Here is a 20,912-nt window from a genome sequence, read left to right on the forward strand (position 1 = left end):
GTTCACAGTGGCTCGGTTGCTTGCCGGTGGCGGGTCAGGAGGACTGGGTCAGGTGCAGGACGATGTCTTCCATCCCCCACCGGGTCGGCTGCGGGGCCTCGTAGGCGTTGTCCGCGCTCGGCCAGCCGCTCCAGTTCTTCGTGGAGTACTCGGCGCCGAGGTTGCCGGCCGAGGTCGGGATCATCGGCATCTCCTGGACGAACAGCTGCTCCAGGTTGTCCATGGCGCTCTTGCGGCTGGCGTCGTCGGTGGCGTTGGAGTACGCCTTCAGAGCGGCGTCCACCGTCGGGTTCTTGTACCGGCCGAAGTCGCCGGTCGCGGCGGTGCCGATCGGCTCCAGGCCGGCCGAGTCCATGATCTGGTCGTACATGTCGTACGGCGTGGTCCCGGAGTTGGTCCAGTGCAGCGCGGCCTCGAAGTTGCCCTTGGCGATGTTGTCGAACCAGGCGTCGTCGTTGGCCTTGTCGATGGTCGCGTTGATGCCGATGGTGGCCAGGTTGTCCTTGATGATCGCCAGGTCGGTCTGGTAGTCGTTCCAGTCCGCCGGGTCGGTCAGGGTCAGCGTGACCGCCTTGCCGGTCGGGTCCATCAGGGTGCTGCCGCTGTAGGTGAAGCCGTTGTCGGTCAGCTCCTTCTTCGCCGCGTCCACGCCGGAGGTCGGCGAGACGCCCTTGAACTGCGCGGCGATGTAGGGCTCACCCTGCGGCGTGGGGACGCCGGTGACGTTGTCGATCAGCGGCTTGAAGTAGCCGGCCTCGCCCTGGTTGAAGATGTCGGTCCGGTTGATGACCATGCTCATCGCGCGGCGCAGGTGCGGGTTGTCCAGCGGCTTCTTGGTGGTGTTGAACCACAGGCCGTCGGCCGAGAGCTGGGCCGGGAAGTAGAGCTTGAAGTGCGCGGGGTCCTTGGCCACGAAGGTGCTCTTGGCGTCGGACATGAAGTAGTAGCTCCACTCGGCCGCGCCGGAGGTGAGAGCGGCGCCCATGGTGTCGTTGGAGCTGTAGGTGGTGAAGTTGATCGTCTTCACCTTCGGCGCCGTACCCCAGTAGCCGTCGCGCGCCGCGACGGTGACCGTCGAGGGCGTCGTGGTCTTGATGGTGTACGGGCCGGTGCCGACCGGGTTGGTGACCGTGTCCTTCGACGGGTCGGCCATCGCCGACCACTGCTTCTTGTTGATCACCTGGGTGGACAGGATCTTCGTGCGGTTCACGTACTGCGAACCGTTGAAGGACACGGTGACCTGGTTGCCGGCCGTCGACACGTCGGTGATCGGCAGCGAGTAGTAGTTGACCTCCTTGTGATCCTTCTGGATCTGGAAGGAGTACGCCACGTCGTCGGCGGTCATCGGGGTGCCGTCGGACCACTTCACGCCGTCGCGGACGGTCAGGGTCACCTTGCTGTAGTCCGGGGACCAGACCCACTTGGTGGCCAGCCACGGCTGCGGGTCCTGGTCCGGCTTGGCCTCGTCCTGCATGGCCAGCGGCTCCCAGATCAGCCAGGTGTAGCCGAGCTTCTTGGCGAACGAGGAGTCCAGGTAGGGGTTGTTGTTGGCGGGCAGGGTCGCTCCGTCGGGCATGCCGACGTTGAGCACCGTCTTGCCGCTGCCGGTGGAACCGCCGCCGCCCTTGGTGCTCGCGCCGCAACCGGCGGCGAGGGTGACGGCCAGGCCCGCGGCCAGCAGTGCGGCCAGCGGTCGCCGGGCTGCGGTGCCGGGTGTCGCGAGGGTCATTACTTCTCCTCCAAGCTGGGGGATCCGTGCCGCCGCCCTGTGCGGGGGTGTGCGGCATCGCGGCACGGCCCTGATGCGGGCGCGCCTGCCGGATCGCGATGGGATCTAGTCCTGATCTAGTCCTGAGGTGCGGTGGAGCCTCGGACGACGAAGTCGGTCGGAATGACGACCGGCTCGGCCGGCAAGGGCTCGCCGCCGAGGTGTGCCGTGAGCAACCGGGCCGCGGTGGCCCCCAACTCGCGCAGGGGCTGGCGGACGGTGGTCAGCGGCGGCTCGGTGACAGCGGCGCACTCGACGTCGTCGAACCCGACGACGGCGACGTCCCCCGGCACCTTCAGTCCGGCCTCTCTCAGCGCCTGCATGGCGCCCGCAGCGGAGAGGTCGTTGTGCGCGAAGACGGAGTCGAACCGGACTCCGTCGGCGACGGCCCGCGCCACTGCGGCACGACCCGACGCGATGCTGAAGTCGCCCTCCAGCACGGCTTCGGCCGGCAGCGGATGCCCGGCCTCCTCGAAAGCCTCGGCGAAGCCTTCGAGCCGTTCGGTGACACAGCCGAAACCCGGATTCCCGGTGACGACCACCGGGTGTCGGCGGCCGATGTCCAGCAGGTGGTGCGCCACCTGCCGTCCCCCGGCACGATTGGTGGTGGCGACCGAGGCGAACTCCGGCCGGCTCTCCCGGTCGTCGATCAGGACCACCGGCAGCCCGTTGGTGTGCAGCTCGGTGATGTAGTCCAGGGTCCCGTCGGGCTCGATGACGAGCAGCCCGTCGAAGGCCTTGGCGTTGACCTGACTGGCGAACCGCCGCATGGACTGGTCGCCCTGGTTGCAGGTGAAGAGCATGACCCCGAACTCACCGCTCTCCACCACGTCCACCGCACCCTGGATCACGTCACCGATCCACGGCCAGGTGAGCGAGGGCACCAGCATCCCGATGACCCCAGTGCGCCCGCGCGCCAACGACACGGCCCGCGCACTGGGCACGTAGCCCAACTCGTCGATGACGAGCCGCACCCGCGCCACGGTGGAGGCGTCGAGCTCGCCCTTGCCGTTGAGGACGCGGGAGACGGTGGTCTTGCTGACCCCGGCCCGGGCCGCGACGTCGGCGATGGTGATCGGCATGAACGGCGCCTTTCGGACGGCTTGGTGCCACTGGATGTGTCAGTGCTTTGGTGCGCTTGCGCTGTGGTGCCTTTGCCTCGGGCCCGTTGCCAGGGGCCCGGATCGGCCCGGACGGTACCGGAACCGGTCTCGCGACCGCTTACGGCACCGGTTCCGAAACCGGTTCCGGGGAGCAGTCAACACCCGGTCGGGCGGCTGGGCAATAACAGCGGGGTAACGTTCTGGAAATCTAAGGGCGGCGGGGGCGGTCGGCGGCGCGGCATAGCCCGCACCGATCCCCTGTCGGCCTAAAAAACCTTTCCCCAGTGGGTACTTCTCCCGTCGCGACACCCTCGCCGAACACGTCATGCTGTGCCGGACACCACCGGAATCAGACGAGGAGACGCCGTCGTGGCCGACACAGGCGCTTTCAGCATCGACCTGCCGCTCATGAGCGTGGTCACTGCGGACCTGGAGGGCCTGGTCTGCACCGGTACCAGTGCGCTGAGCGAGCTCGGTTCGCTGGTGCTGGGCGGGGAGATGTTCGGCGAGATCGGATCGCTGGTCGGCTCGGTCAACGGGCAGCTGCACGACAACCTGGTCAGCTCCCTGACTTCCGGCATGGGACTGTTCGGCACACTCAACGGCGCGGTGCAGTGCTGCGCCAGCGACTACGCCTCGCTGGACACCATGGTCTCCGACAGCTTCGCGAGCCTGGGGCTGGGCGGGACACTGCCGTCCACGCCGACGGCCGGGACCAGCCCCGCCGACGTGAACAAGTGGTGGAACGGACTCAGCAGCGACCAGCGCTCGGCGCTCGTGGCCAGCGAACCCTCGCAGATCGGGGCCCTGGACGGCGTCCCGGACACCGTGCGCGACGCCGCGAACCGGACAGTGCTGTCCAACCTGCAGACACAGACCCAGCAGCAGATCACCGATCTGAAGAACACGCCCCTGTCGCCGTACGACACCGAGGGCTTCGACGCGATGCAGAACCAGAAGCAGATCGACGCGCTGCAGGGCAAGCTCGACGGGATGAACGAGCTGCAGAAGGTACTCAACGACGGCGGCACCAACGGCGCGCCGCAGAAGTACCTGCTGGGCATCGACACCAACGGGGTCGGCCACGCGATCATCGCCAGCGGCAACCCGGACACCTCCGCCAACGTGGTGACGGTCGTCCCCGGCGTGAGCACCGACCTGTCGGCAGGCCACGTCGACCAGTACACGAAGGCCGCCGACAGCATCGTGGCCTCCGCACACAACGCCGACCCGAACCAGAGCACCTCAGCCGTCGCGTGGATGAACTACAACGCCCCGGCAACGGTCCCCGGCGCATTGTTCTCCGGACCCGCAGAGGCCGGCGGCCCGGTACTGGACAACTTCCAGCAGGGCCTCTACGCCACCCACGACGCGAGCGACCCCCTGCACACCACGGTCATCGGCCACAGCTACGGCACCACAGTCGTCGGCGAAGCCACCCAAGCCCCCGGCGGCCTCCGCGCCGACGACGTGGTCCTGGCCGCGAGCCCAGGCATCAACGTGGACAACGCGGCAGCGATGCACGTCCCCGACGGCACCTCACACGTCTGGGCCACCCGCGACGACAACGACCCCATCGTCTGGGCCGAAGGCTTCCACAACACCGACCCGGTGACCCCAGCCTTCGGAGCCCACGTCTTCAACGGCGGCGTAGGCCCCAGCTGGGACCCGATCGGCGCCCACGACTACTACTTCGACCCGTCCTCCCCCGCCATGGCCAACTTCGGCCAAATCGCCACCAGCCACTACAGCCAGGTGACCTCCCCGCCCCCAGTCGAGCCCGACCCGGCCTGGTCGTTCCCAATGGTGCCGTAAGCGCACACCGCTAAGACTTCGGGGAGAGAGGGCCTCCCCGACGAAGCGAGGTCCCGGTTCGGCTTCAGCCGCGCCGGGACCACGCTTTTGCGGGGCGGGGATTCGCCGGCAACGGGACTACGCGACCGGCCACGCGGTGAGTCGTGTCCGACCGGACCATGCGGGGTGTTGGTTCTGGGTCCCTCGCCGCGTCGGCGGGCTCTGCCAACCTGCCCGGTCCGGTGGTGTCCAGCCGAACGGAGAACGACCACAGCAGCAGCGATGCGGCTGGACACCACCGGACCGGGCTGGTTCCGTTTACGGCGACGACGCGGCGAGGGACCCAGAACCTCGGCGACCACAAGCAACACCGCCACCAAGCAGCGCAACGCAGGCAACAGCGGACAGAAAGCCGACCAGTCGCGGACCGCCGCCGAAGCGCCGGACGCTCGGGTCGCCCCCTCGCTGTAGAGCGCCCGCCGGAGGCCTCAAGGCACCCACCACGCACGACGATTGCCGCCTACGACATGCGCAGTGACTCGGACCGGCGCGCGGTCGTGAACACGAAAACCGCCAGCCGCCAACGCACCGCCGCAGCGACTCGCAGCGCCGCGCGGTCGTGTCCACGAAAACCGACAGCCGCCAGCGGAACCTTCGGGGCACAACCAAACTGCGTCCCCCTGCGAGGCCATCAACCCCTGCGCGAAGCCGTAAAAACCGCCTGCAAAACCGCAGACCAACCGCACCCAACCAACCGGCCCAGCCCTCCGCCAATGACAAACCTCTGACATCACGAAGTTACTTCCACGCCGTCCCGGAAGTGCGAGACCTCAGCCCACAACGCGAACCTGCCCGTCCCCCCATCCGCGTGTGTTCGCTAATGGACCGCCCGAACGCCCCCCGCCCGGACGAACCCCCACGTCTCACCTCACGGACGATCACATACCCCCTATGCCCCACTGTCGCAGAATGTTGTTTCCATCACGAAACATCCGGATGCGACCCTGACTGTTGTTCAATCATCTTTAGCCCCCATACACAGTCATCCGACCGATACCTCCGCTACATCCGCGCGCCACCGACGCTCCGCGTCGTCCACGGACCATGGACTTGGAAGGTGAAAGGGCATGTCTGAGACCCACACGCCGCTGGGAACCCGGTTGGCGATCGTTTCGACCTACGCGCCGCGCCGCTGTGGCATCGCCACGTTCTCGCAGGACCTGACCACGGCGCTGGCGCACTCGGCGCCGGACCTGGCCGTCGAGATCTGTGCGCTGGACCGGGACGGCCTGGACTACCCGGCCGAGGTGTCCACCGTGATCGGACAGGACTCTTACTCCGACTACCGCAAGGCCGCCGCGCGGCTGGCCGACTCCGGCGTGGACGCCGTGGTCATCGAGCACGAGTACGGGATCTTCGGCGGCAACGACGGGGCCTGGATCACCGGCTTCGCCGGCGAGTTGGTGCGGCGGGGCGTGCCCTATCTGGTGACTTTGCACACGGTGCTGTCCGAGCCGACGTGGACCCAGGCCTCGACCCTGAACCGGCTGTGCCAGGACGCCGCAGCGGTCACCGTCTTCACCGAGACGGCGCGCACGCTGGTCGTGCGGACCGGGATCGCGCCGCCGGACCGGATCGTGTACGTGCCGCACGGGGCGCCGGAGCCGGTGACCGATCAGCTGACGTCCTACGAGATCGGCCCGGAGGGCCGGCGGACGCTGGACGCGCTGGCCGGCCGGCGGCTGCTGTCGACCTTCGGCCTGATCTCGCCCGGCAAGGGCCTGCAGACGGCGATCGAAGCCCTGGGTCTGATCGCCGAGGAGCACCCGGACGTCTCGTACCTGATCGCCGGATCGACGCACCCTGAGATCGTGCGGAACAGCGGCGAGGACTACCGCGACAGCCTGATGCGGGTGGCCAAGGAGGCCGGCGTCGCGGACCGGGTGGTGTTCCTCGACAGCTTCCTGACCGAGATGGAGATCGGCGCGATCCTGGCGCAGACGGAGATCTTCCTGACGCCGTACCGCTCGCGGGAGCAGATCTCCTCGGGCGCCCTGACTTTCGCCGTGGCCGCCGGAAAGCCGGTGGTGTCGACGGCCTACCACTACGCTGTGGACATGCTCGGTGACGGTGCCGGGATCACTGTTCCGCCGGAGGACCCCGAGGCCTTCGCCGGCGCGCTCCGTACGCTGCTCGGCGACGACGAGCGGCTGGCCGCGGCGCGCCGGGCGGCGCGCGAGCGCGGGGCGGGGCTGCGCTGGGACGCGGTGGCGCAGCGGTTCGCGGCGATCGTGCGGGCCTGTGCCGCGCAGCGTCGCCTGAAGGGACCAGCGGCGCACGCGGCGGGTACCGCGAACACGGCGCACGCAGCGAGTACCACGGGTGCCGCGAGTACCGCGAGTACCGCGACCGCTGGGAACACGCCGAGCGCGGTGCGGCCGGATCGCTCGAAGCACAACGACCGCCCGAAGCACCCGAAGCACCCGGAGCCCACGAAGCACACAGAGCGCTTCGAACTGCCGCGGCTGAAGCTGAAGCACCTGACCCGGCTCACCGACTCCGGCGGCATCATGCAGTTCGGCCAGGGACTGCGGCCGGACCCGGCCTCCGGGCACTGCGTCGACGACGTCGCGCGGCTCGCGATCGTCGCGGCCGGGTTGTGCGGGGAGCAACCGCAGGCGCTGCGCGCGGCGGCTCCGCACACGTGGCTGGACACGAGCCTGGATTTCCTGCTGGCGGCTTACGACCCGGAGTCGCGAGCCGTCCGGAACATGCGTACCCTCGACGGCCGCTGGCTGGACGAGCCGCACTCCGGGGACCACGTCGGACGGCTGGTCTGGGGCCTGGGCGAGGTCGCCTCGTCCCCGGCGGTCCCGGACAAGTTCCGGGAGCGCGCCTCCGAGCAGCTGATGGACGTGCTGCCCGCCGTCGAGGGCCTGACGAGCCTGCGGAGCATGGCGTACGCGGTGCTCGGGCTGGTGCAGATCCCGGAGCCGACGCCGCAGCTCGACCGGTGCGTCGAGCGGCTGGACGCGGCGTGGCAGGACACTGCTACCAGCCAGTGGCCGTGGTTCGAGAAGCAGCTGACGTACGACAACGCGAGGCTGGCGCAGGCGCTGCTCGCCGGCGGGGCGCGGGCCGGAGACGCCGCGATGGCCGAGCGCGGCCTGATCGCGCTGGACTGGTACCTGGAGCAGGTGGGGCTGGACCCGGCCGGGTACTCCGCCGGGGACCCCGCCGAGGACCCGGCTGAGGGCCCCGCTCAGGACCCCGAGCGCGGCCAGCTCCGGCTGGTCGGGAATCTGTGGCGGCACAAGGGGAAGGGGGTGGCGCGCCCCGAGGACGAGGGCGACGAGCAGCCCATCGACGCCGCGGCCGTGGTCGAGGCGGGCGCGCAGGCGTGGCGGGTGACCCGGCAGGAGCGGTACGCCAGCCTCGCGCGACGTTCCTTCGGCTGGTTCCTCGGGGACAACCGGCTTGGGCTGCCGTTGTACGACGCCGGTTCCGGCGGGTGCCGGGACGGGCTGGCGTCCGGGGACACGAGCGTGAACCAGGGGGCCGAATCTACGTTGGCCTATTACCAGGCGCGCCTGGGGCTGATCCGGGCGGGTTTGGCCGACGCCAGGGGTACCGCCGATCAATAATGAGGGGGCGGCTTTGCCGACCAAAGACGACATCATCCGGGACCTGTTCCGACGGGAGCCCGCCAATCCGATCCTCACCGCGGAGGACTGGCCCTACCGCGTCAACACGGTGTTCAATCCGGGCGCGGCGACGCACGACGGCGAGACCGTGCTGCTGTGCCGGGTCGAGGACGCGCGCGGGATCTCCCACCTGACGGTCGCGCGCTCGCCCGACGGCGTGCACGGCTGGCGGGTGGAGCCCAAACCGCTGCTGGCCGAGGACCCGGGCGACCACACCTCGATGTGGGGCGTGGAGGACTGCCGCGTGACGTGGGTCGCCGAGCTGGGGAAGTACGTGATCACGTACACCGCTTACGGGCCGTCGGGGCCCTGCGTCGCGCTGGCCACCACCGAGGACTTCCAGTCGGTGGAGAAGCTGGGCGCGGTGATGCCGCCGGACGACAAGGACGCGGCGCTGCTGCCGCGCCGGGTGAAAGGCGAGTTCGTGCTCTACCACCGGCCGGTCAGCTCCCGGTACGGCAACCGCGGCAACATCTGGCTTTCGCGCACCACGGACCTGCACCACTGGAGCGCGCCGGAGCCGGTGATGGCCAGCCGCGAGGGGCCGTGGTGGGACGCGGCGCGCATCGGGCTGGGGCCGGCGCCGATCGAGACCGAGCACGGCTGGCTGGCGGTGTACCACGGGGTCAAGCAGATGCCGTCCGGCCCGATCTACCGGGCCGGGCTGGTGCTTTTCGACCTGGAGGAGCCGGCGCGGGTCGTGCGGCGCTCGCCGGCGTGGGTGATGGGGCCGGCCGCGGAGTACGAGACGCGGGGGGACGTGCCGAACGTGGTGTTCCCGACCGGGATGGTGCACGACGAGGACAGCGGGGAGTTGCGGCTGTATTACGGGGCCGGGGATTCGGTGGTCGCGTTGGCCACGGCGAATCTCGACGAGTTGCTCGACTATCTGTGGCAGTACGGCTGAGGGCGGCCTGAGGGTGTGGAGCGGAGCCGCTGCTCCGCGCTCGGGCTGGGGCTCGGGGCGGGGCGGCGGCTCTTTACGTACGCGGCGAGGCTACCAGCGCGTCTCGGCGCGTCTCGGCATGTCTCCGCGCGTCCCGGCACGTCCCGGCGCGCGGAGGTGGGTTCAGTCCGCGTCGTCGATCTGGAAGCCGACCTTCAGCCCCACCTGGAAGTGCCCGACCTCGCCGTCCTTCAGGTGGCCGCGGATCTGCGTGACCTCGAACCAGTCGAGCTTGTGCAGGGTCGCGCTGGCGCGGCTGATCGCGTTGCGGATCGCGGCGTCGACGCCCTCGTGCGAGGAGCCGACGATCTCGGTGACGCGGTAAGTGTGCTCGCTCATAGTTGCCAGGCTCGGGCAGGTGGCGGCGGCGCGCATCCGGGGAGGCGGCGGGCGGCGGGCCGAACGGGTGACGGCGGCGCGGCGGCCGGGGCGCCGACATGGTTCGATGGCGGCATGACGACGCGGTTCGCAGGGTTCGGTGATGAGGCGTACGACTTCTACCTCGGACTCGTCGCCGACAACTCGAAGACGTACTGGACCGAGCACAAGCAGGTCTACGACAGCGCGGTGCGCGAGCCGATGCAGGCACTGCTGGACCAGCTGGCACCCGCCTTCGACGGCACGCCGAGCCTGTTCCGGCCCTACCGCGACATCCGCTTCAGCAAGGACAAGACGCCGTACAAGACGCACCAGGGCGCGCTGCTGAACCTCGCACCGGGAATCGGCTACTACCTCTCGCTGGACGCCGACGGCCTGCACGTCGGCGGCGGCTTCTTCCCACAGCAACGCGAGCAGACCGCACGCTTCCGCGCCGCGATCGACAGCGACGCCACGGGAGCGGAGCTTGAGGCGATCGTCGCGAAGCTGGAGAAGCGCGGCTTCGAGATCGGCGGCGCGCAGGTGCGCACGCGGCCGCGCGGGGTGCCCGCCGACCACCCACGGCTGGACCTGATGCGGCGGGAGCACCTGACGGCCGGCCGCGCGGTGACGCCGGCCGTGGCCGAGGACGCCGGGTTCGCGAAGGTGCTGACGAAGTACTGGCGGGAGATCACGCCGCTGGTCGGGTGGGTGATGGCGAACGCCGCGCCGCGGGTTGAGGAGGACTGAGGCACAACGGCCGCGCTGCGCGGGGCGCCGAGATCGGCCGGACCGCGAACCATCCGGGCGCCCGGGCGAACGCAGGCCGCCGCCGACCGCTCCAGCAAACGACTGGTCGCGAGATCGCGTCCGCTGGCATGCTGGCTCCGTGGCGAAAGCGGACATCACCATCACCTTCGACCCCGGGCTGCACGTCTTCGTCTCGGCGGCGAACCGGAAGCCGGGCGCGCCCGTCGCGACCGACGCGACCTCCAGCCTCGGGCACGTCGTGGAGGCGCTCGGGGTGCCGTTGGTCGAAGTTGGGGAGTTGCTGGTGGATGGGCTGCCGGCGGTGGCCGGGCATGTGCCGGTCTCGGGTGAAGACGTCGAGGTCCGCAAGCTCGCCTTTCCGCAGCGGGTCGAGGGTCCGCTGCGGTTCCTGCTCGACATCCACCTCGGGACGCTCGCCCGGCGGTTGCGGGTGCTCGGCATCGACGCCGCGTATGAGACCCCTGACATCGGCGACGCGGCGTTGGCGGCCCGGTCCGCGCGGGAGCGGCGGGTGATGCTCTCGCGCGATCGGGGGCTGCTGCACCGGCGCGAGCTGTTCGCCGGCGCCTACGTCTACAGCCACCAGCCCGCCGTGCAGCTCGACGAGATCCTGGACCGCTTCCAGCCCGAGCTCGCGCCGTGGACCCGGTGCACCGCGTGCAACGGCGTGCTGCGGCCGGTGACGAAGGAAGAGATGCAGAGCCGGGTGGAGAGCGGCACTGCCAAGTCCTACGACGCCTTCGCCGAATGCGAGTCCTGCGGCCAGGCGTATTGGCGCGGCGCGCACTCGGCGAGCCTGGACGCGATCGTCGAACAGGCGACGCGGCACCGGTAGAGCCAGGAGCGACAGTCCCTGCACCGGTAGCGCCAACAGGGGTAGCCGGCACCGGTACAAATGCCCGGCCCGACCGCTCACTGCGGGTAATTCTGCCGGTGTGCCGCGCTGACGCCCCGCGTTAGGGTCCCGTGTCCAGCATCGCCCCGGCCCCGCCGAACGACCGTTCCGGCCACCCCGCGGCGGGGTATTCGGTCGGGTCATGGCAGGGGGAACGTCGGTGGGGATCTTGGGCAAGTTGAAAAACATGGTCGACTTCGGCTTCAAAGTACTGCCCGACGCACCCCCGCTGACCCAGCGGCAGGAGCGCGGCCTGGCGCTCGGCGCCGTGTACGCGGCGAGCGACTACCTGCCGATCAACGCCCTGACCGCCGCCGCCGACCCGAAGTCCGCCGCTCGGATCCTGGAGCAGTCCTGGGACGTGTACGACGCGCAGTCGGCGCGCGCGACGTACCGCTATCTGCTGGACGGCGGCGGCCATCGCAACGTCTACACCTGCGTGCGCGGCTACCTGAACGCGGGCTGGGACCTCAGCCGCGCCGAGGAGCGGGCCCGGGTCGAGCAGGCCACGCGGGAGATCCCGGCGATCGCGCTGCAGCGCGGCGAGCGGCCGGACGTGGCGTTGAACTACTTCCAGTCGGGCTGGCCGTACCGGGCCTCGATGCAGTGGTACTACCCGCGCCGGATCATCGAGAGCATCGCCGCCTGGGACGCCGCGCGGGTCGTGCACGTGAGCCGCTTCATCGTGGACGCCGGCTACCTGCACCCGGACGAGGCGTGGGCGGCGATCGACGCGGCGGTGCACATGGCGCTGCCGGAGTACCCGTCGTGGGAGGAGTTCCAGCTCGGCTTCCTGGCCGGCCGGGTGTTCTGGCAGGCCAACGTCGGGTTCGACGCGCAGCAGATCAACGCCGACTACCGCCGCTACACCAGCGGCGGGAAGTCGTTGCTCAGCAAGCCGGAGAGTCCCTGGATGCGCCTGCCCTGGTAACGCGCGGCCGGACCGCGGAAGCGGCCAAAAACCGGAAGGCTCAGCTCACGTCCGAACGACCCGCACCCCGGCGTCCCCGAACTCCCCCGCGGTCTCCTCGTCCAGCCCCTCGTCGGTGATGAACAGGTCGACGTCGTTCAGCCCGCCGAAGCGCGCCATGCAGTCGTTCCCGACCTTGCTGTGGTCGGCCAGCAGCACGGTGCGCCGCGCGGCACCGATCATCGCGCGCTTCACCGCGGCCTCGGTGATGTCCGGCGTCGTCAGCCCGCGGCCGACCGAGACCCCGTTGGTGGCCATGAACGCCACGTCCACACACAGCTGGGACAGCGGGGCCAGGGCCCAGTCGTCGACCGCGGCCATGGTCCGGCCCCGGATCCGGCCGCCGAGCATCAGGACCGTGAGGTTGGAGCGGGTCGCCAGCTGCGCGGCGAAGGCCGGCGCGTTGACGACGACGGTCAGCTCCCGGTCCACCGGCAGCGCCTCGATCAGGCGCCCGGTCGTGGTCCCGGCGTCGACGATGATCGAGCCCTCCTCGGGCAGTTCGGCCAGCGCCGCCTTCGCGATCCGCTCCTTCTCCCCGGTCATCACCGAGTCCCGCGCCGCCACGCCGGGCTCGAAACCCAGCCGCTCGACCGGGATCGCGCCGCCGTGCACCCGGCGCACCACCCCGGCGCGCTCCAGCACGGTCAGGTCCCGGCGGATGGTCTCGGTGGTGACCGCCAGCCCCTCGGCCAGACTCACCACGTCGACGCGGCCGTCGGCCCGCGCCTTGGCCAGAATGGCCTGCTGACGCTCCTCCGCGTACATCTCCCCACCCCCTGACGACCCGAGGCCGGACCCGTTGGTTTCGGCGCCGTTTTGCTGTGTTTCGCTGGCCGTATTCTAAAGGGGTGGCGCGGTCGAAGCCGAAGAGTCTCACGCAGCAGCTCTTCGAGGCGCAGCAACGCAGGGCGGCGCACAAGGCGGCGTTGGAGAAGGCTGCGAAGCCCCGGACAGCCACGACGGCGGTGTCGACGCGGTGGCCGTCCGCGACGACATCGCCATCGGCGGTGTCTGTGTGATCCAGGCCAAGCGCTACACCGGCCTGCTGAGGGATCACCTCGACAGGGACGCGGTGATCACGGGACGCAGGACAGCGACGAGCTGACCGCCAGCGCCATCGGGCCGCCGCCCCGCGACAGGCGCCGGAAGAAGCCCAGGATCCCGGCGACGCCGTAGGCCCAGGACGCGCTGTACTCGCCGGGGTCGTCGCGCACGAACAGCGGGTGGCCGGCCGGTCCGGCGCTGCGCACCAGCAGTTGGGCCACGACGGCGCGCGCCGCGCGCCAGTACCGTTCGTCGCCCTCGCGGACGGCGACGTCGATCAGCATGTTGCCGATCCCGGACAGGCCGCAGCACTGGGTCGGCTTGTCCATGCGCGGGATGAGCGCGATACAGGCGTCGGCGGTGCGGCGGGCGGTTTCGGTGTAGGCCGGGTCGTTCAGGTACTCGCCGGCGGTCAGCAGGCTGGTGGTGATTCCGGCCAGACCCTGGCACCAGGATGCGGCCAGCGGGGCCGTGGTGGGCCGGGCGGACTTCGCGGCGAGCCGGTCGGCGCGGCGCACGAGTTCGCGGGCGCGTTCGTCGGCGCCGGCCAGGACGGTGTCGTCGGCGAGCCGGCTGCCGATGACGGCGAGCGCGTCGACGGTGCCGGCCAGGCCGTGCCCGCGGGCGGTGGAGGGTTCGACGCCGGAGGCGGCGCCGAGCAGCCCGGGCTGGGAGTCGGCGTCGGGCATGGCGTTGGCCAGGACGTGCTCGGCGCACTGCCGGGCGATGTCCAGGTGGTCGGGGCGCCGGTCGAGGTCGTGGAGCAGCAGGTGGCCCAGGCCGATGCCGGAGGCGCCGCTGATCAGGTCGGAGTATTCGGGTTTCCAGTCCGCGTCGAGGGTTTCGACGGCGGCCAGGTCGGTTAACGGGTATCCGGCGGGGTCCGCGTCGGCGGCCGGCAAGATGCCGGGAGCCAGGCGCTGTGCGGCGCTGAGTCGGAAGATGTCCAGGCCGGTCCGCCCGGTCCACAGTCCGGGGCCCAGCCGGACCACGTCGGCTCCGCGCCGGCTGAACGGAACCAGCTCGGCGACCAGTGCCGGGACTCCCGGGGTCTCCAGGTGTTCCAGCAGTTCCATGCCGATGCCAGCGCCGCCCCGGTAGACGCAGCCGTCCACGCCGACCTGTTCGGTGCGCGGGACTTCTGTCAGGATCCTGCGGGTCTGGCCGGTGAGGTCGGTCAGCAGGTTCGCAGCGATCTCCTCGATCAGCGCGTCGGTGACGGGGGCGGAGACGGGCAGGGCGGTACGGGTCCGCCGGGTGGCGGAGAAGTCGCCGGCGGCCATGCGCTGTGCCGCCTGCTGCGCACGGACGTCGTTCATACCGAGCAGATCGCAGATCAGCCCCAGGACACCGCCCGGGGCCTCACCGCAGCGCGCTCGGATCATGCGTAACGCGATGCGGCGCGGCTCGTCCACGTCCTTGCTCAGGACCACCGCGGGCAGGGCCGACCAGGCGTAGCACAGGGTGGTTCCGAGGGCCAGAAGGTCGTCGCCGGTGGTCGGCTCCTGGTGCCGGAACTGCCGGGCGCTGGAGTAGCCGGAGGTGCCGCCGGGCAGGTACAGGCCGTTGTGGCCGGCCAGCCCGAGGTCGATCAGTTGCGCGGTGCCGTCCGGGGCGATGACCACGTTGCGCGGGTTGAGATCGCGGATCAGGACGCCCCGGTCGTGGACGGCCAGGATCACGGTCGCGAGTTGCTGCGCGAGCTTTTCCAGCGTGCGTCCGGGGGCCCGACTGTGAGACACAGCAGGGTCGGCTGTGGCGCGGGCCGCGGGGTAGCGGCCGTTCTCCATCACGTCGTCGGCGAGGTTGTAGCGGCCGACGTCGCGGGTGACCAGGAACTCGTCGGTGCCGGCGCGGAAGTGGTCGACGTACCCTGCGACGCCGTCCACGCCTTCCAGCACGGCCAGCACGCGCCGCTCGTTGCGCACCCGCAGCCGGGTGTCAACGCCGTCCTCGCCCTCGTCGACCAGGGCCCGCGACTGCTTGACGATGACCCGGCTGCCGTCGCGCACGTCCACGGCGCGCATCACGTCGCCACGGCCGGCGTGCACAATGCCGGAGTCGATCTCGTAGTAGTCCCCCAGGCGCGTGGAAGCCGTCGGCGGCCGCTGCCAGTCCCGCGCGCCGGGCTCGCCGGTGAACGGGTCCACGGCCCAGGCCGGCTGCCGGTAGCGCAGCGTCGCCAGGGCGGGGAACTCCTCACCGTCCGGGCCGGTCAGGGTCATGACCAGCTTGCCCTGCGCGTCGGCGCCCCAGGGCTTGTCGATGGGTCCGTAGCGGTAGTAGACCGGGGCGTCGGCGGCCACGCGGCGGTCGCTGAGCACGCGCGGCGCCGCCCGGCCGCGTAAAAGGCGCGCGAGCATCAGCCCCACGGCGCGTACGCGGTCCTGTTCGGGGTAGACGGTGAAGGCCTTGCCGATCGACGACGGCGTGATCGTGCCGTCGTTGAGCCGCGCCAGGGCGCCGGTGGAGGCGGCCATCTTGAAGGCGCAGCCCTCGGCCAGCAGGGCCGGTACGATCACCTCGGCGGTCTCGGCCAGAGCCCGGGTCCGGCTGGAGACGTGCAGCTTCCATCCTTGTTCCACGACGTGCGCACCCGGCGGCCGGACACCCAGCCAGGTGACGCCTTCCTTCAGCCCGATCTCGACGCCGGCCTCGGCGGCGTGTTTTCGGATCAGCCGCTCCACGTCCTGAGGCGACAGCCCGCCGTTCATATCGAACGTCCTTCTTTCGTGGTGCTGTGGTGCCGTGTCGCCGTGTCGCCGTCAGTCCTGACGCGGGTCGCCCCCAGCGCGCCGTCGTGCAGGACTACCAGGGGATGCTGGTCGCGAAGAACCAGTGGCTGACGTCATCACCGCAGCAGTGCAGGCACTGGCTGTGGTCCCGAGCGGCGTCGGCGATCCCGCTGAAGGCAGTGTCCACGTCGAGCTCGTCGGCATCGGTCTCGCGTGGCTCCAACTCAAGCAGTTCGTTCATCATTCGGCTCCTTGTGAGAGGCGTCCGATGCTCGGACTCTGCCCTGTCTAACCGCCCTCGGGGCGGGCGTCAATGGGTGATCGACTCTCCGTGTGAAGTCGGACCCCGGAGCTGACGACGCCGCGCGCCCTCCTCCGCGACCAGCATCAGGACCATGACAACGGCCAGCCCGAGAAGTTCCGCCGCCGCCGAAGCGCTCGCCAGCGGAATCATGGCGAGGACGGCCGCCGCGCCGACGGCCCGGAAGAACATGGGAGAAATCCGCAGGCTGAGGCGGAAACAAAGATCGCCGACGAGAAAAACGGCGACGCCCCCGGCGAGCGCGACCGCGGCGCCCGCCGGCAGCGCGTCACCGAGGTGCCCGATCGCCTTCTTCAGGCCGGCGGCGAGGATCGCGATGCCCAGCAGCATCGGGATGAAGCTGTAGTAATAGGCACGCATCCCGAGACGGAAGCGCTGGATGCCGGACGCGGCGGCGAGAGCGTGCTCGGCGGCGGATTCGTCGTGCCCGAAGTACGTCCACCACAACGCCGCGGCCAGCGTCAGGGCCAGCGCGATCCCAGCGGCCAGCGGCCAGTCCAGGCGGGTGCCGGAGGCCCCGGCGCCGATGGCGACGACCGACTCGCCGAAGGCGATGATCAGCAGCAGGCCGTGGCGCTCGACGAAGTGCGCGGGGTCCAGTTCCCCGACGGTCTCGGTGACGCGGGCACGGCCCTGCCCGTAGTCGCCGGTGACGCGCCCCGAGACGACCGGCGCCACCTGCTGAAGGACGACCGCCGCGAGCCAGAGCACGTCGGCGGCGGTACCGCCGTTCACGGCGCCGGCCGCGGTGACGCATGCGGCGGCGGCCAGGTTCGGGACGGCGAAGCTGAGCACGTACTGGCGGTGGATCAGGGCGTACAGGGCGCTGTGGACGGCGGTGACGAGGATGAACGCCAGGCCGAAGGCGACGCCGTCGACGCTGAAGACCTTGGGGATCGCCAGCGCGCAGGTGAGGAACCCGAACATGCCGACCATCAGGATCACGCGACGCGACAGGTTCTCCGGCGGGACCTGGTTGGTCAGGTAGGCGTAGGCCCCGTACATCCAGTAGAGGACAGCGAAGATCAGCAGGACGCGGCCGACCTGCGCGAAGGACAGGTCGCCGGCCAGCAGCACGGTCAGCTGCGTGATGGTGAACACGAAGACCAGGTCGAAGAACAGTTCCAGGGTGGTCACGCGGCGCGGGGCGGACTGTTCGTGTGCGGCGGCCTGGTCGGTGTCGTGGCCGGTGCTGTGGCCGTTGCCGTGGCTGGCGCTGTGGTCGCTGTCGGCGGGGGCCGGCGTGGCGGTCATGGGCTCACCCTAACCGGGGAACCCGCGCTGACGAGCGGCCCGCCATCCCCCGTGGACGGCGGGCCGCCGGCACCGCGGCAACTCCGGTCAGCCGCGCGCCAGGCGCTCGGTCAGGCGCTGCTTTGCGGCCGGCCACTCGTCCTGGAGCATCGAGAAGTAGACGCTGTCCCGGAACGTGCCGTCGGGCCGCACCCGGTGCCGCCGCAGGACCCCTTCGCGCTGCGCCCCGAGCCGCGCGATGGCGTTCTGCGACCGCTGGTTCAGGTGGTCGGTCTTCCACTGGACGCGCCCCATGCCCAGGTCCTCGAAGGCGTGGGTGAGGAGCAGGAGCTTGGCCTCGGTGTTCACCGGGGTGCGCCAGTAGGCGCTGCCGTACCAGGTCCAGCCGATCTCCAGGCGCTCGTCGACCGGACTGATGTCGAGGAAGGTGGTCCAGCCGACGGCGCGGCCGGTGGCCAGGTGGATGACGGCGAAGGCCACGAAGGAGTCGTCGGCGAGGAGCGCGTCCAGCTTCGCGCCGAGCTCTTCCTCGGTACGCGGCGTCGGCCCGCCCTGCCACTGCCAGACCGCATCGTCGTTGCCACCGGCCGCGAACAGGTCGGAGAGGTGGCCGCGGGTCAGCGGCTCCAGGCGGATGTGGGACCCGGTGAGGGTGATCGGCGCGGGGGTCTTCGCAGTCATGATCCGTAGCCTAGCGACCCTTTGAACTAGTGACAACCTAATATGTACTAGTTCAATCACTCCGCCGCCGCGGCCCAGGTGTCCGCGTGCTCGGCGGCGTACCGCGCGAGGCTGCGCGGCGCGTGGCCGGTGAGGCGCTGGACGACGTCGGTCACCGGGGCGTTGCCGCCGTCGCGGATGACCTGGAACAGGCCGCGCTGGGCCACGATGGTGCGCTCACTGGCACCGGCGGCACGGGAGCTCTCCTCGGCCTGCCGCGGCGGGACCGCTCGGTAAGTCAAGGTCCGACCGGCGGCTTCGCCGAGGATGTCGAGCGCCTGCTGGTGGGTCAGGCTCTCGGGCCCGGTGATGGTGAGAATCTGCCCGGCATGGCCGTCCTCAGTGAGCGCCACGGCGGCGACCTCGGCAATATCGCGGGTGTCGACGAAGCTGACGGCGCCGTCTCCGGCGGGGAGCTGCAGGACTCCGCGATCGCGCAGCGCCGGAGCGAAGCCGGTCCCGAAGTTCTGGAAGAACCAGTTCGGGTGCAGGATGGTCCACTCCTTGCCGGAGGCGCGGACGGCGCGCTCCCAATGAGCCATCATCGCCTCGGTCGGCAGGAGTTCGGCGCCGATCACCGAGAGCAGCACCACGCGGCGGGTGTCGTGGGCCTCGCCGAGGAGGTCGGCGACGAGGGTGTCGCCGTCGGGCTGGGCATAGGGGCCGACGATGAAGAGGGCTTCAGCACCCTGCAGGGCCGGGGCCCAGGTGGCGCGGTCGGCCCAGTCGAAGCGAACGGGGATGACGGTACTGCCGACACCCTCGCCCTCCGGGTTGCGGCTGGCGGCAGCCACCTTGACGCCGCGCGCGGCAAGCGCCTCCACGACGGGCCGGCCGGACTTACCCGTCGCACCGATCACCAGAACGGTCATTGCCATCAGCTCCCTGAGTTCGTTCTCTTGGCTACGTGTCCTAAGTTAGAACTCCCCTGCCGGATGATGAATGTCGTCGAGTCCAGGATTCATGTCTGATCGTCCGAGAAGGCGCTACCATTCGGCGCATGGACGTACTCACCGACGCCCTGGCGGCGATGCGGGTCGGGCAGACGCGCTCGGCGCGTACCGAAGTGCACGCGCCATGGGGCCTGCGGTTCCCCCGAGTCGGCGGGACGACGTTCCATGTACTGCTACGCGGGCAGTGCTGGCTACTACCGCCGGCGGGCGAGGCGGTGGAGATGGCGGCCGGAGACGTGACGCTGCTGCGACACGGAAGCTCGGTATCGCTGGCCGACGATCCCACTACGCCACTGCAGGACTTCCGACCTGCGGCGTGGCGCCCAGGGCAGACGATCGGCCGGGTGGACGTCGAGGGACCCGGGGAACGTTCGCTGCTGATTTGTGGTGCCTATCAGCTGGGACGGACGCGTCCGCATCCGCTGCTGGCGGAACTCCCAGAACTGTTGCTCCTGCGCGCCTCCGAGACACCAGGACTGGCCGCGACGGTCGCACTGCTCGGCGAGGAACTGGAGCAAGCCCGGCCAGGGCAGGACGGCGTGGTCCCAGCACTGGTCGACGCAATGTTGCTGCTGATCCTCCGCGGCTGGATCGAGCGCTCGACCCGCGACCACGCAGCGCTCGGCTGGCCCGGCGCCCTGACGGATCCCGCAATCGCCACCGCACTGACAAACCTGCACGACGATCCGGGCCACGCCTGGACCGTCGCAGAACTCGGCGATCGAGCCGGCCTGAGCCGCTCGGCCTTCGCGCAGCGCTTCACGACACTGGTCGGCGAGCCACCACTGACGTATCTGACATGGTGGCGCATGACGACGGCCGGCCGCCTCCTGCGGGAGTCGGACGCACCGCTGAGCGCGGTGGCGCAGCAGGTCGGATACTCGTCGGAGTTCGCGTTCGCGAAGGCCTTCAAGCGCGAGTTCGGTATCGCGCCGGGACGATACCGGCGGACGACCGGCGCCGGCGAGGCGGCTTGAGGCGCGCCCCGGCTCCACGGATGGCGACGGGTAAGCGCTGGCCGGCCCCGTGGTTCGTCGTGTCCGACCGGACCATGCGGGGTGTTGGTTCTGGGTCCCTCGCCGCGTCGGCGGGCGCAGCCAACCTGGTCGGGCCGGTGGTGTCAAGCCGGGCGAAACCGGACCACAGCAGGTGTGATCCGGCTTTACACCACCGGACCGGCCTGGTTCCGTAAGGCGACGACGCGGCGAGGGGCACAGAACCCGGCGACCACAAGCAGCGACCGCCGCCGGACAGCGCGGCGCAGGCAACAGCGGATAGAAAGCCGAGCAGTCGCGGGCCGCCGCCGAAGCGCCGGACGCGCGGGTCGCCCCCTCGCTGTAGAGCGCCCGCCGGAGGCCTCAAGGTGCCCACCAAACGCGGCAGGCAGCCGCCAGACCAAAAGTGTGCGCAGTGACTCGGACCGGTGCGCGGTCTTGCCCACGAAAACCGCCAGCCGCCGAGATGCTGTGTCCAGATTTGGACCGGTGCGCGGTCTTGCCCACGAAAACCGCCAGCCGCCGAGATGCTGTGTCCAGATTTGGACCGGTGCGCGGTCTTGCCCACGAAAACCGCC

At 70.4% G+C, this 20,912-nt stretch carries 16 protein-coding genes and 1 pseudogene; 8 read left to right on the forward strand and 9 right to left on the reverse strand.

Annotation, left to right across the window (positions count from 1 at the left end; genetic code table 11):
* Positions 1-34: 34 nt before the first annotated feature.
* Positions 35-1,729: an ABC transporter substrate-binding protein gene (locus tag ABH935_RS17740; RefSeq protein WP_370378990.1), complete on the reverse strand. Its 1,695-nt coding sequence runs from the start codon at positions 1,727-1,729 to the stop codon at positions 35-37.
* A 116-nt stretch (positions 1,730-1,845) separates the two neighbouring features.
* Positions 1,846-2,850, reverse strand: a complete 1,005-nt coding sequence (locus tag ABH935_RS17745; protein WP_370378991.1) for a LacI family DNA-binding transcriptional regulator — start codon at positions 2,848-2,850, stop codon at positions 1,846-1,848.
* A 390-nt stretch (positions 2,851-3,240) separates the two neighbouring features.
* Here ABH935_RS17745 and ABH935_RS17750 point away from each other — a divergent pair, with 390 nt between their 5' ends.
* From ABH935_RS17750 to ABH935_RS17760, 3 genes are all read left to right on the forward strand, one after another.
* Positions 3,241-4,686: an alpha/beta hydrolase gene (locus tag ABH935_RS17750; protein ID WP_370378992.1), complete on the forward strand. Its 1,446-nt coding sequence runs from the start codon at positions 3,241-3,243 to the stop codon at positions 4,684-4,686.
* A gap of 1,106 nt (positions 4,687-5,792) precedes the next feature.
* Positions 5,793-8,309 carry a glycosyltransferase gene (locus ABH935_RS17755; protein WP_370378993.1) on the forward strand — a complete coding sequence of 839 codons (2,517 nt, stop codon included), beginning with the start codon at positions 5,793-5,795 and terminating at the stop codon, positions 8,307-8,309.
* Between the two features lie 13 nt (positions 8,310-8,322).
* Positions 8,323-9,276, forward strand: a complete 954-nt coding sequence (locus ABH935_RS17760; RefSeq protein ID WP_370378994.1) for a glycosidase — start codon at positions 8,323-8,325, stop codon at positions 9,274-9,276.
* A 162-nt stretch (positions 9,277-9,438) separates the two neighbouring features.
* Here the strand turns inward: ABH935_RS17760 and ABH935_RS17765 are convergent, their stop codons facing one another.
* The gene (locus tag ABH935_RS17765; protein ID WP_370354569.1) at positions 9,439-9,654 is read right to left on the reverse strand and encodes a dodecin; all 216 of its coding nucleotides are present in this window, start codon (positions 9,652-9,654) and stop codon (positions 9,439-9,441) included.
* Between the two features lie 114 nt (positions 9,655-9,768).
* On the opposite strand from ABH935_RS17765, the gene ABH935_RS17770 reads away from it, so the two are divergent.
* From ABH935_RS17770 to ABH935_RS17780, 3 genes are all read left to right on the forward strand, one after another.
* Complete coding sequence (locus ABH935_RS17770) at positions 9,769-10,422, forward strand: DUF2461 domain-containing protein (protein WP_370378995.1); 654 nt, start codon at positions 9,769-9,771, stop codon at positions 10,420-10,422.
* Between the two features lie 139 nt (positions 10,423-10,561).
* Positions 10,562-11,278 (forward strand): Mut7-C RNAse domain-containing protein, encoded by a 717-nt coding sequence (locus tag ABH935_RS17775; protein WP_370378996.1) that lies wholly within the window; start codon positions 10,562-10,564, stop codon positions 11,276-11,278.
* A gap of 229 nt (positions 11,279-11,507) precedes the next feature.
* Positions 11,508-12,269, forward strand: a complete 762-nt coding sequence (locus tag ABH935_RS17780; protein ID WP_370378997.1) for a DUF1266 domain-containing protein — start codon at positions 11,508-11,510, stop codon at positions 12,267-12,269.
* A gap of 45 nt (positions 12,270-12,314) precedes the next feature.
* On the opposite strand, the gene ABH935_RS17785 is transcribed toward ABH935_RS17780, so the two are convergent.
* On the reverse strand, positions 12,315-13,076 hold the full coding sequence (locus tag ABH935_RS17785) for a DeoR/GlpR family DNA-binding transcription regulator (protein WP_370378998.1): 762 nt from the start codon (positions 13,074-13,076) through the stop codon (positions 12,315-12,317).
* Between the two features lie 190 nt (positions 13,077-13,266).
* Here ABH935_RS17785 and ABH935_RS17790 point away from each other — a divergent pair.
* A pseudogene (locus tag ABH935_RS17790) lies at positions 13,267-13,416 on the forward strand (hypothetical protein); the annotation flags it as partial.
* Here ABH935_RS17790 and ABH935_RS17795 read toward each other — a convergent pair.
* The 5 genes from ABH935_RS17795 to ABH935_RS17815 all read right to left on the reverse strand — a co-directional run bounded on the left by ABH935_RS17795 (position 13,388) and on the right by ABH935_RS17815 (position 19,258).
* Positions 13,388-16,069 (reverse strand): lanthionine synthetase LanC family protein, encoded by a 2,682-nt coding sequence (locus ABH935_RS17795; RefSeq protein ID WP_370378999.1) that lies wholly within the window; start codon positions 16,067-16,069, stop codon positions 13,388-13,390. The pseudogene ABH935_RS17790 and the gene ABH935_RS17795 sit on opposite strands and share 29 nt — an antisense overlap.
* Before the next feature lie 94 nt (positions 16,070-16,163).
* The gene (locus ABH935_RS17800) at positions 16,164-16,331 is read right to left on the reverse strand and encodes a hypothetical protein (protein WP_370354563.1); all 168 of its coding nucleotides are present in this window, start codon (positions 16,329-16,331) and stop codon (positions 16,164-16,166) included.
* Between the two features lie 69 nt (positions 16,332-16,400).
* The gene (locus tag ABH935_RS17805; protein WP_370379000.1) at positions 16,401-17,666 is read right to left on the reverse strand and encodes a low temperature requirement protein A; all 1,266 of its coding nucleotides are present in this window, start codon (positions 17,664-17,666) and stop codon (positions 16,401-16,403) included.
* A gap of 87 nt (positions 17,667-17,753) precedes the next feature.
* On the reverse strand, positions 17,754-18,347 hold the full coding sequence (locus ABH935_RS17810; protein WP_370379001.1) for a GNAT family N-acetyltransferase: 594 nt from the start codon (positions 18,345-18,347) through the stop codon (positions 17,754-17,756).
* A 56-nt stretch (positions 18,348-18,403) separates the two neighbouring features.
* Entirely contained in the window at positions 18,404-19,258 is an 855-nt protein-coding gene (locus tag ABH935_RS17815) for an NmrA family NAD(P)-binding protein (RefSeq protein WP_370379002.1), read from the reverse strand.
* 128 nt (positions 19,259-19,386) lie between these two features.
* Here ABH935_RS17815 and ABH935_RS17820 point away from each other — a divergent pair, with 128 nt between their 5' ends.
* Positions 19,387-20,316 (forward strand): AraC family transcriptional regulator, encoded by a 930-nt coding sequence (locus ABH935_RS17820; protein WP_370379003.1) that lies wholly within the window; start codon positions 19,387-19,389, stop codon positions 20,314-20,316.
* The last annotated feature ends 596 nt before the right edge of the window (positions 20,317-20,912 follow it).

The sequence above is a fragment of the Catenulispora sp. GAS73 genome, assembly GCF_041262085.1.
Classification (GTDB): Bacteria; Actinomycetota; Actinomycetes; order Streptomycetales; family Catenulisporaceae; genus Catenulispora.

Excerpts from the sequence above, each read along its gene's own strand:
- ABH935_RS17755 (WP_370378993.1), top strand. The coding sequence starts at position 5,793 with ATGTCTGAGACCCACACGCCGCTGGGAACCCGGTTGGCGATCGTTTCG.
- ABH935_RS17770 (WP_370378995.1), top strand. The coding sequence starts at position 9,769 with ATGACGACGCGGTTCGCAGGGTTCGGTGATGAGGCGTACGACTTCTAC.
- ABH935_RS17810 (WP_370379001.1), bottom strand. The coding sequence starts at position 18,347 with ATGACTGCGAAGACCCCCGCGCCGATCACCCTCACCGGGTCCCACATC.
- ABH935_RS17745 (WP_370378991.1), bottom strand. The coding sequence starts at position 2,850 with ATGCCGATCACCATCGCCGACGTCGCGGCCCGGGCCGGGGTCAGCAAG.
- ABH935_RS17795 (WP_370378999.1), bottom strand. The coding sequence starts at position 16,069 with ATGAACGGCGGGCTGTCGCCTCAGGACGTGGAGCGGCTGATCCGAAAA.
- ABH935_RS17815 (WP_370379002.1), bottom strand. The coding sequence starts at position 19,258 with ATGACCGTTCTGGTGATCGGTGCGACGGGTAAGTCCGGCCGGCCCGTC.
- ABH935_RS17820 (WP_370379003.1), top strand. The coding sequence starts at position 19,387 with ATGGACGTACTCACCGACGCCCTGGCGGCGATGCGGGTCGGGCAGACG.
- ABH935_RS17785 (WP_370378998.1), bottom strand. The coding sequence starts at position 13,076 with ATGTACGCGGAGGAGCGTCAGCAGGCCATTCTGGCCAAGGCGCGGGCC.
- ABH935_RS17740 (WP_370378990.1), bottom strand. The coding sequence starts at position 1,729 with ATGACCCTCGCGACACCCGGCACCGCAGCCCGGCGACCGCTGGCCGCA.
- ABH935_RS17800 (WP_370354563.1), bottom strand. The coding sequence starts at position 16,331 with ATGAACGAACTGCTTGAGTTGGAGCCACGCGAGACCGATGCCGACGAG.
- ABH935_RS17805 (WP_370379000.1), bottom strand. The coding sequence starts at position 17,666 with ATGACCGCCACGCCGGCCCCCGCCGACAGCGACCACAGCGCCAGCCAC.
- ABH935_RS17765 (WP_370354569.1), bottom strand. The coding sequence starts at position 9,654 with ATGAGCGAGCACACTTACCGCGTCACCGAGATCGTCGGCTCCTCGCAC.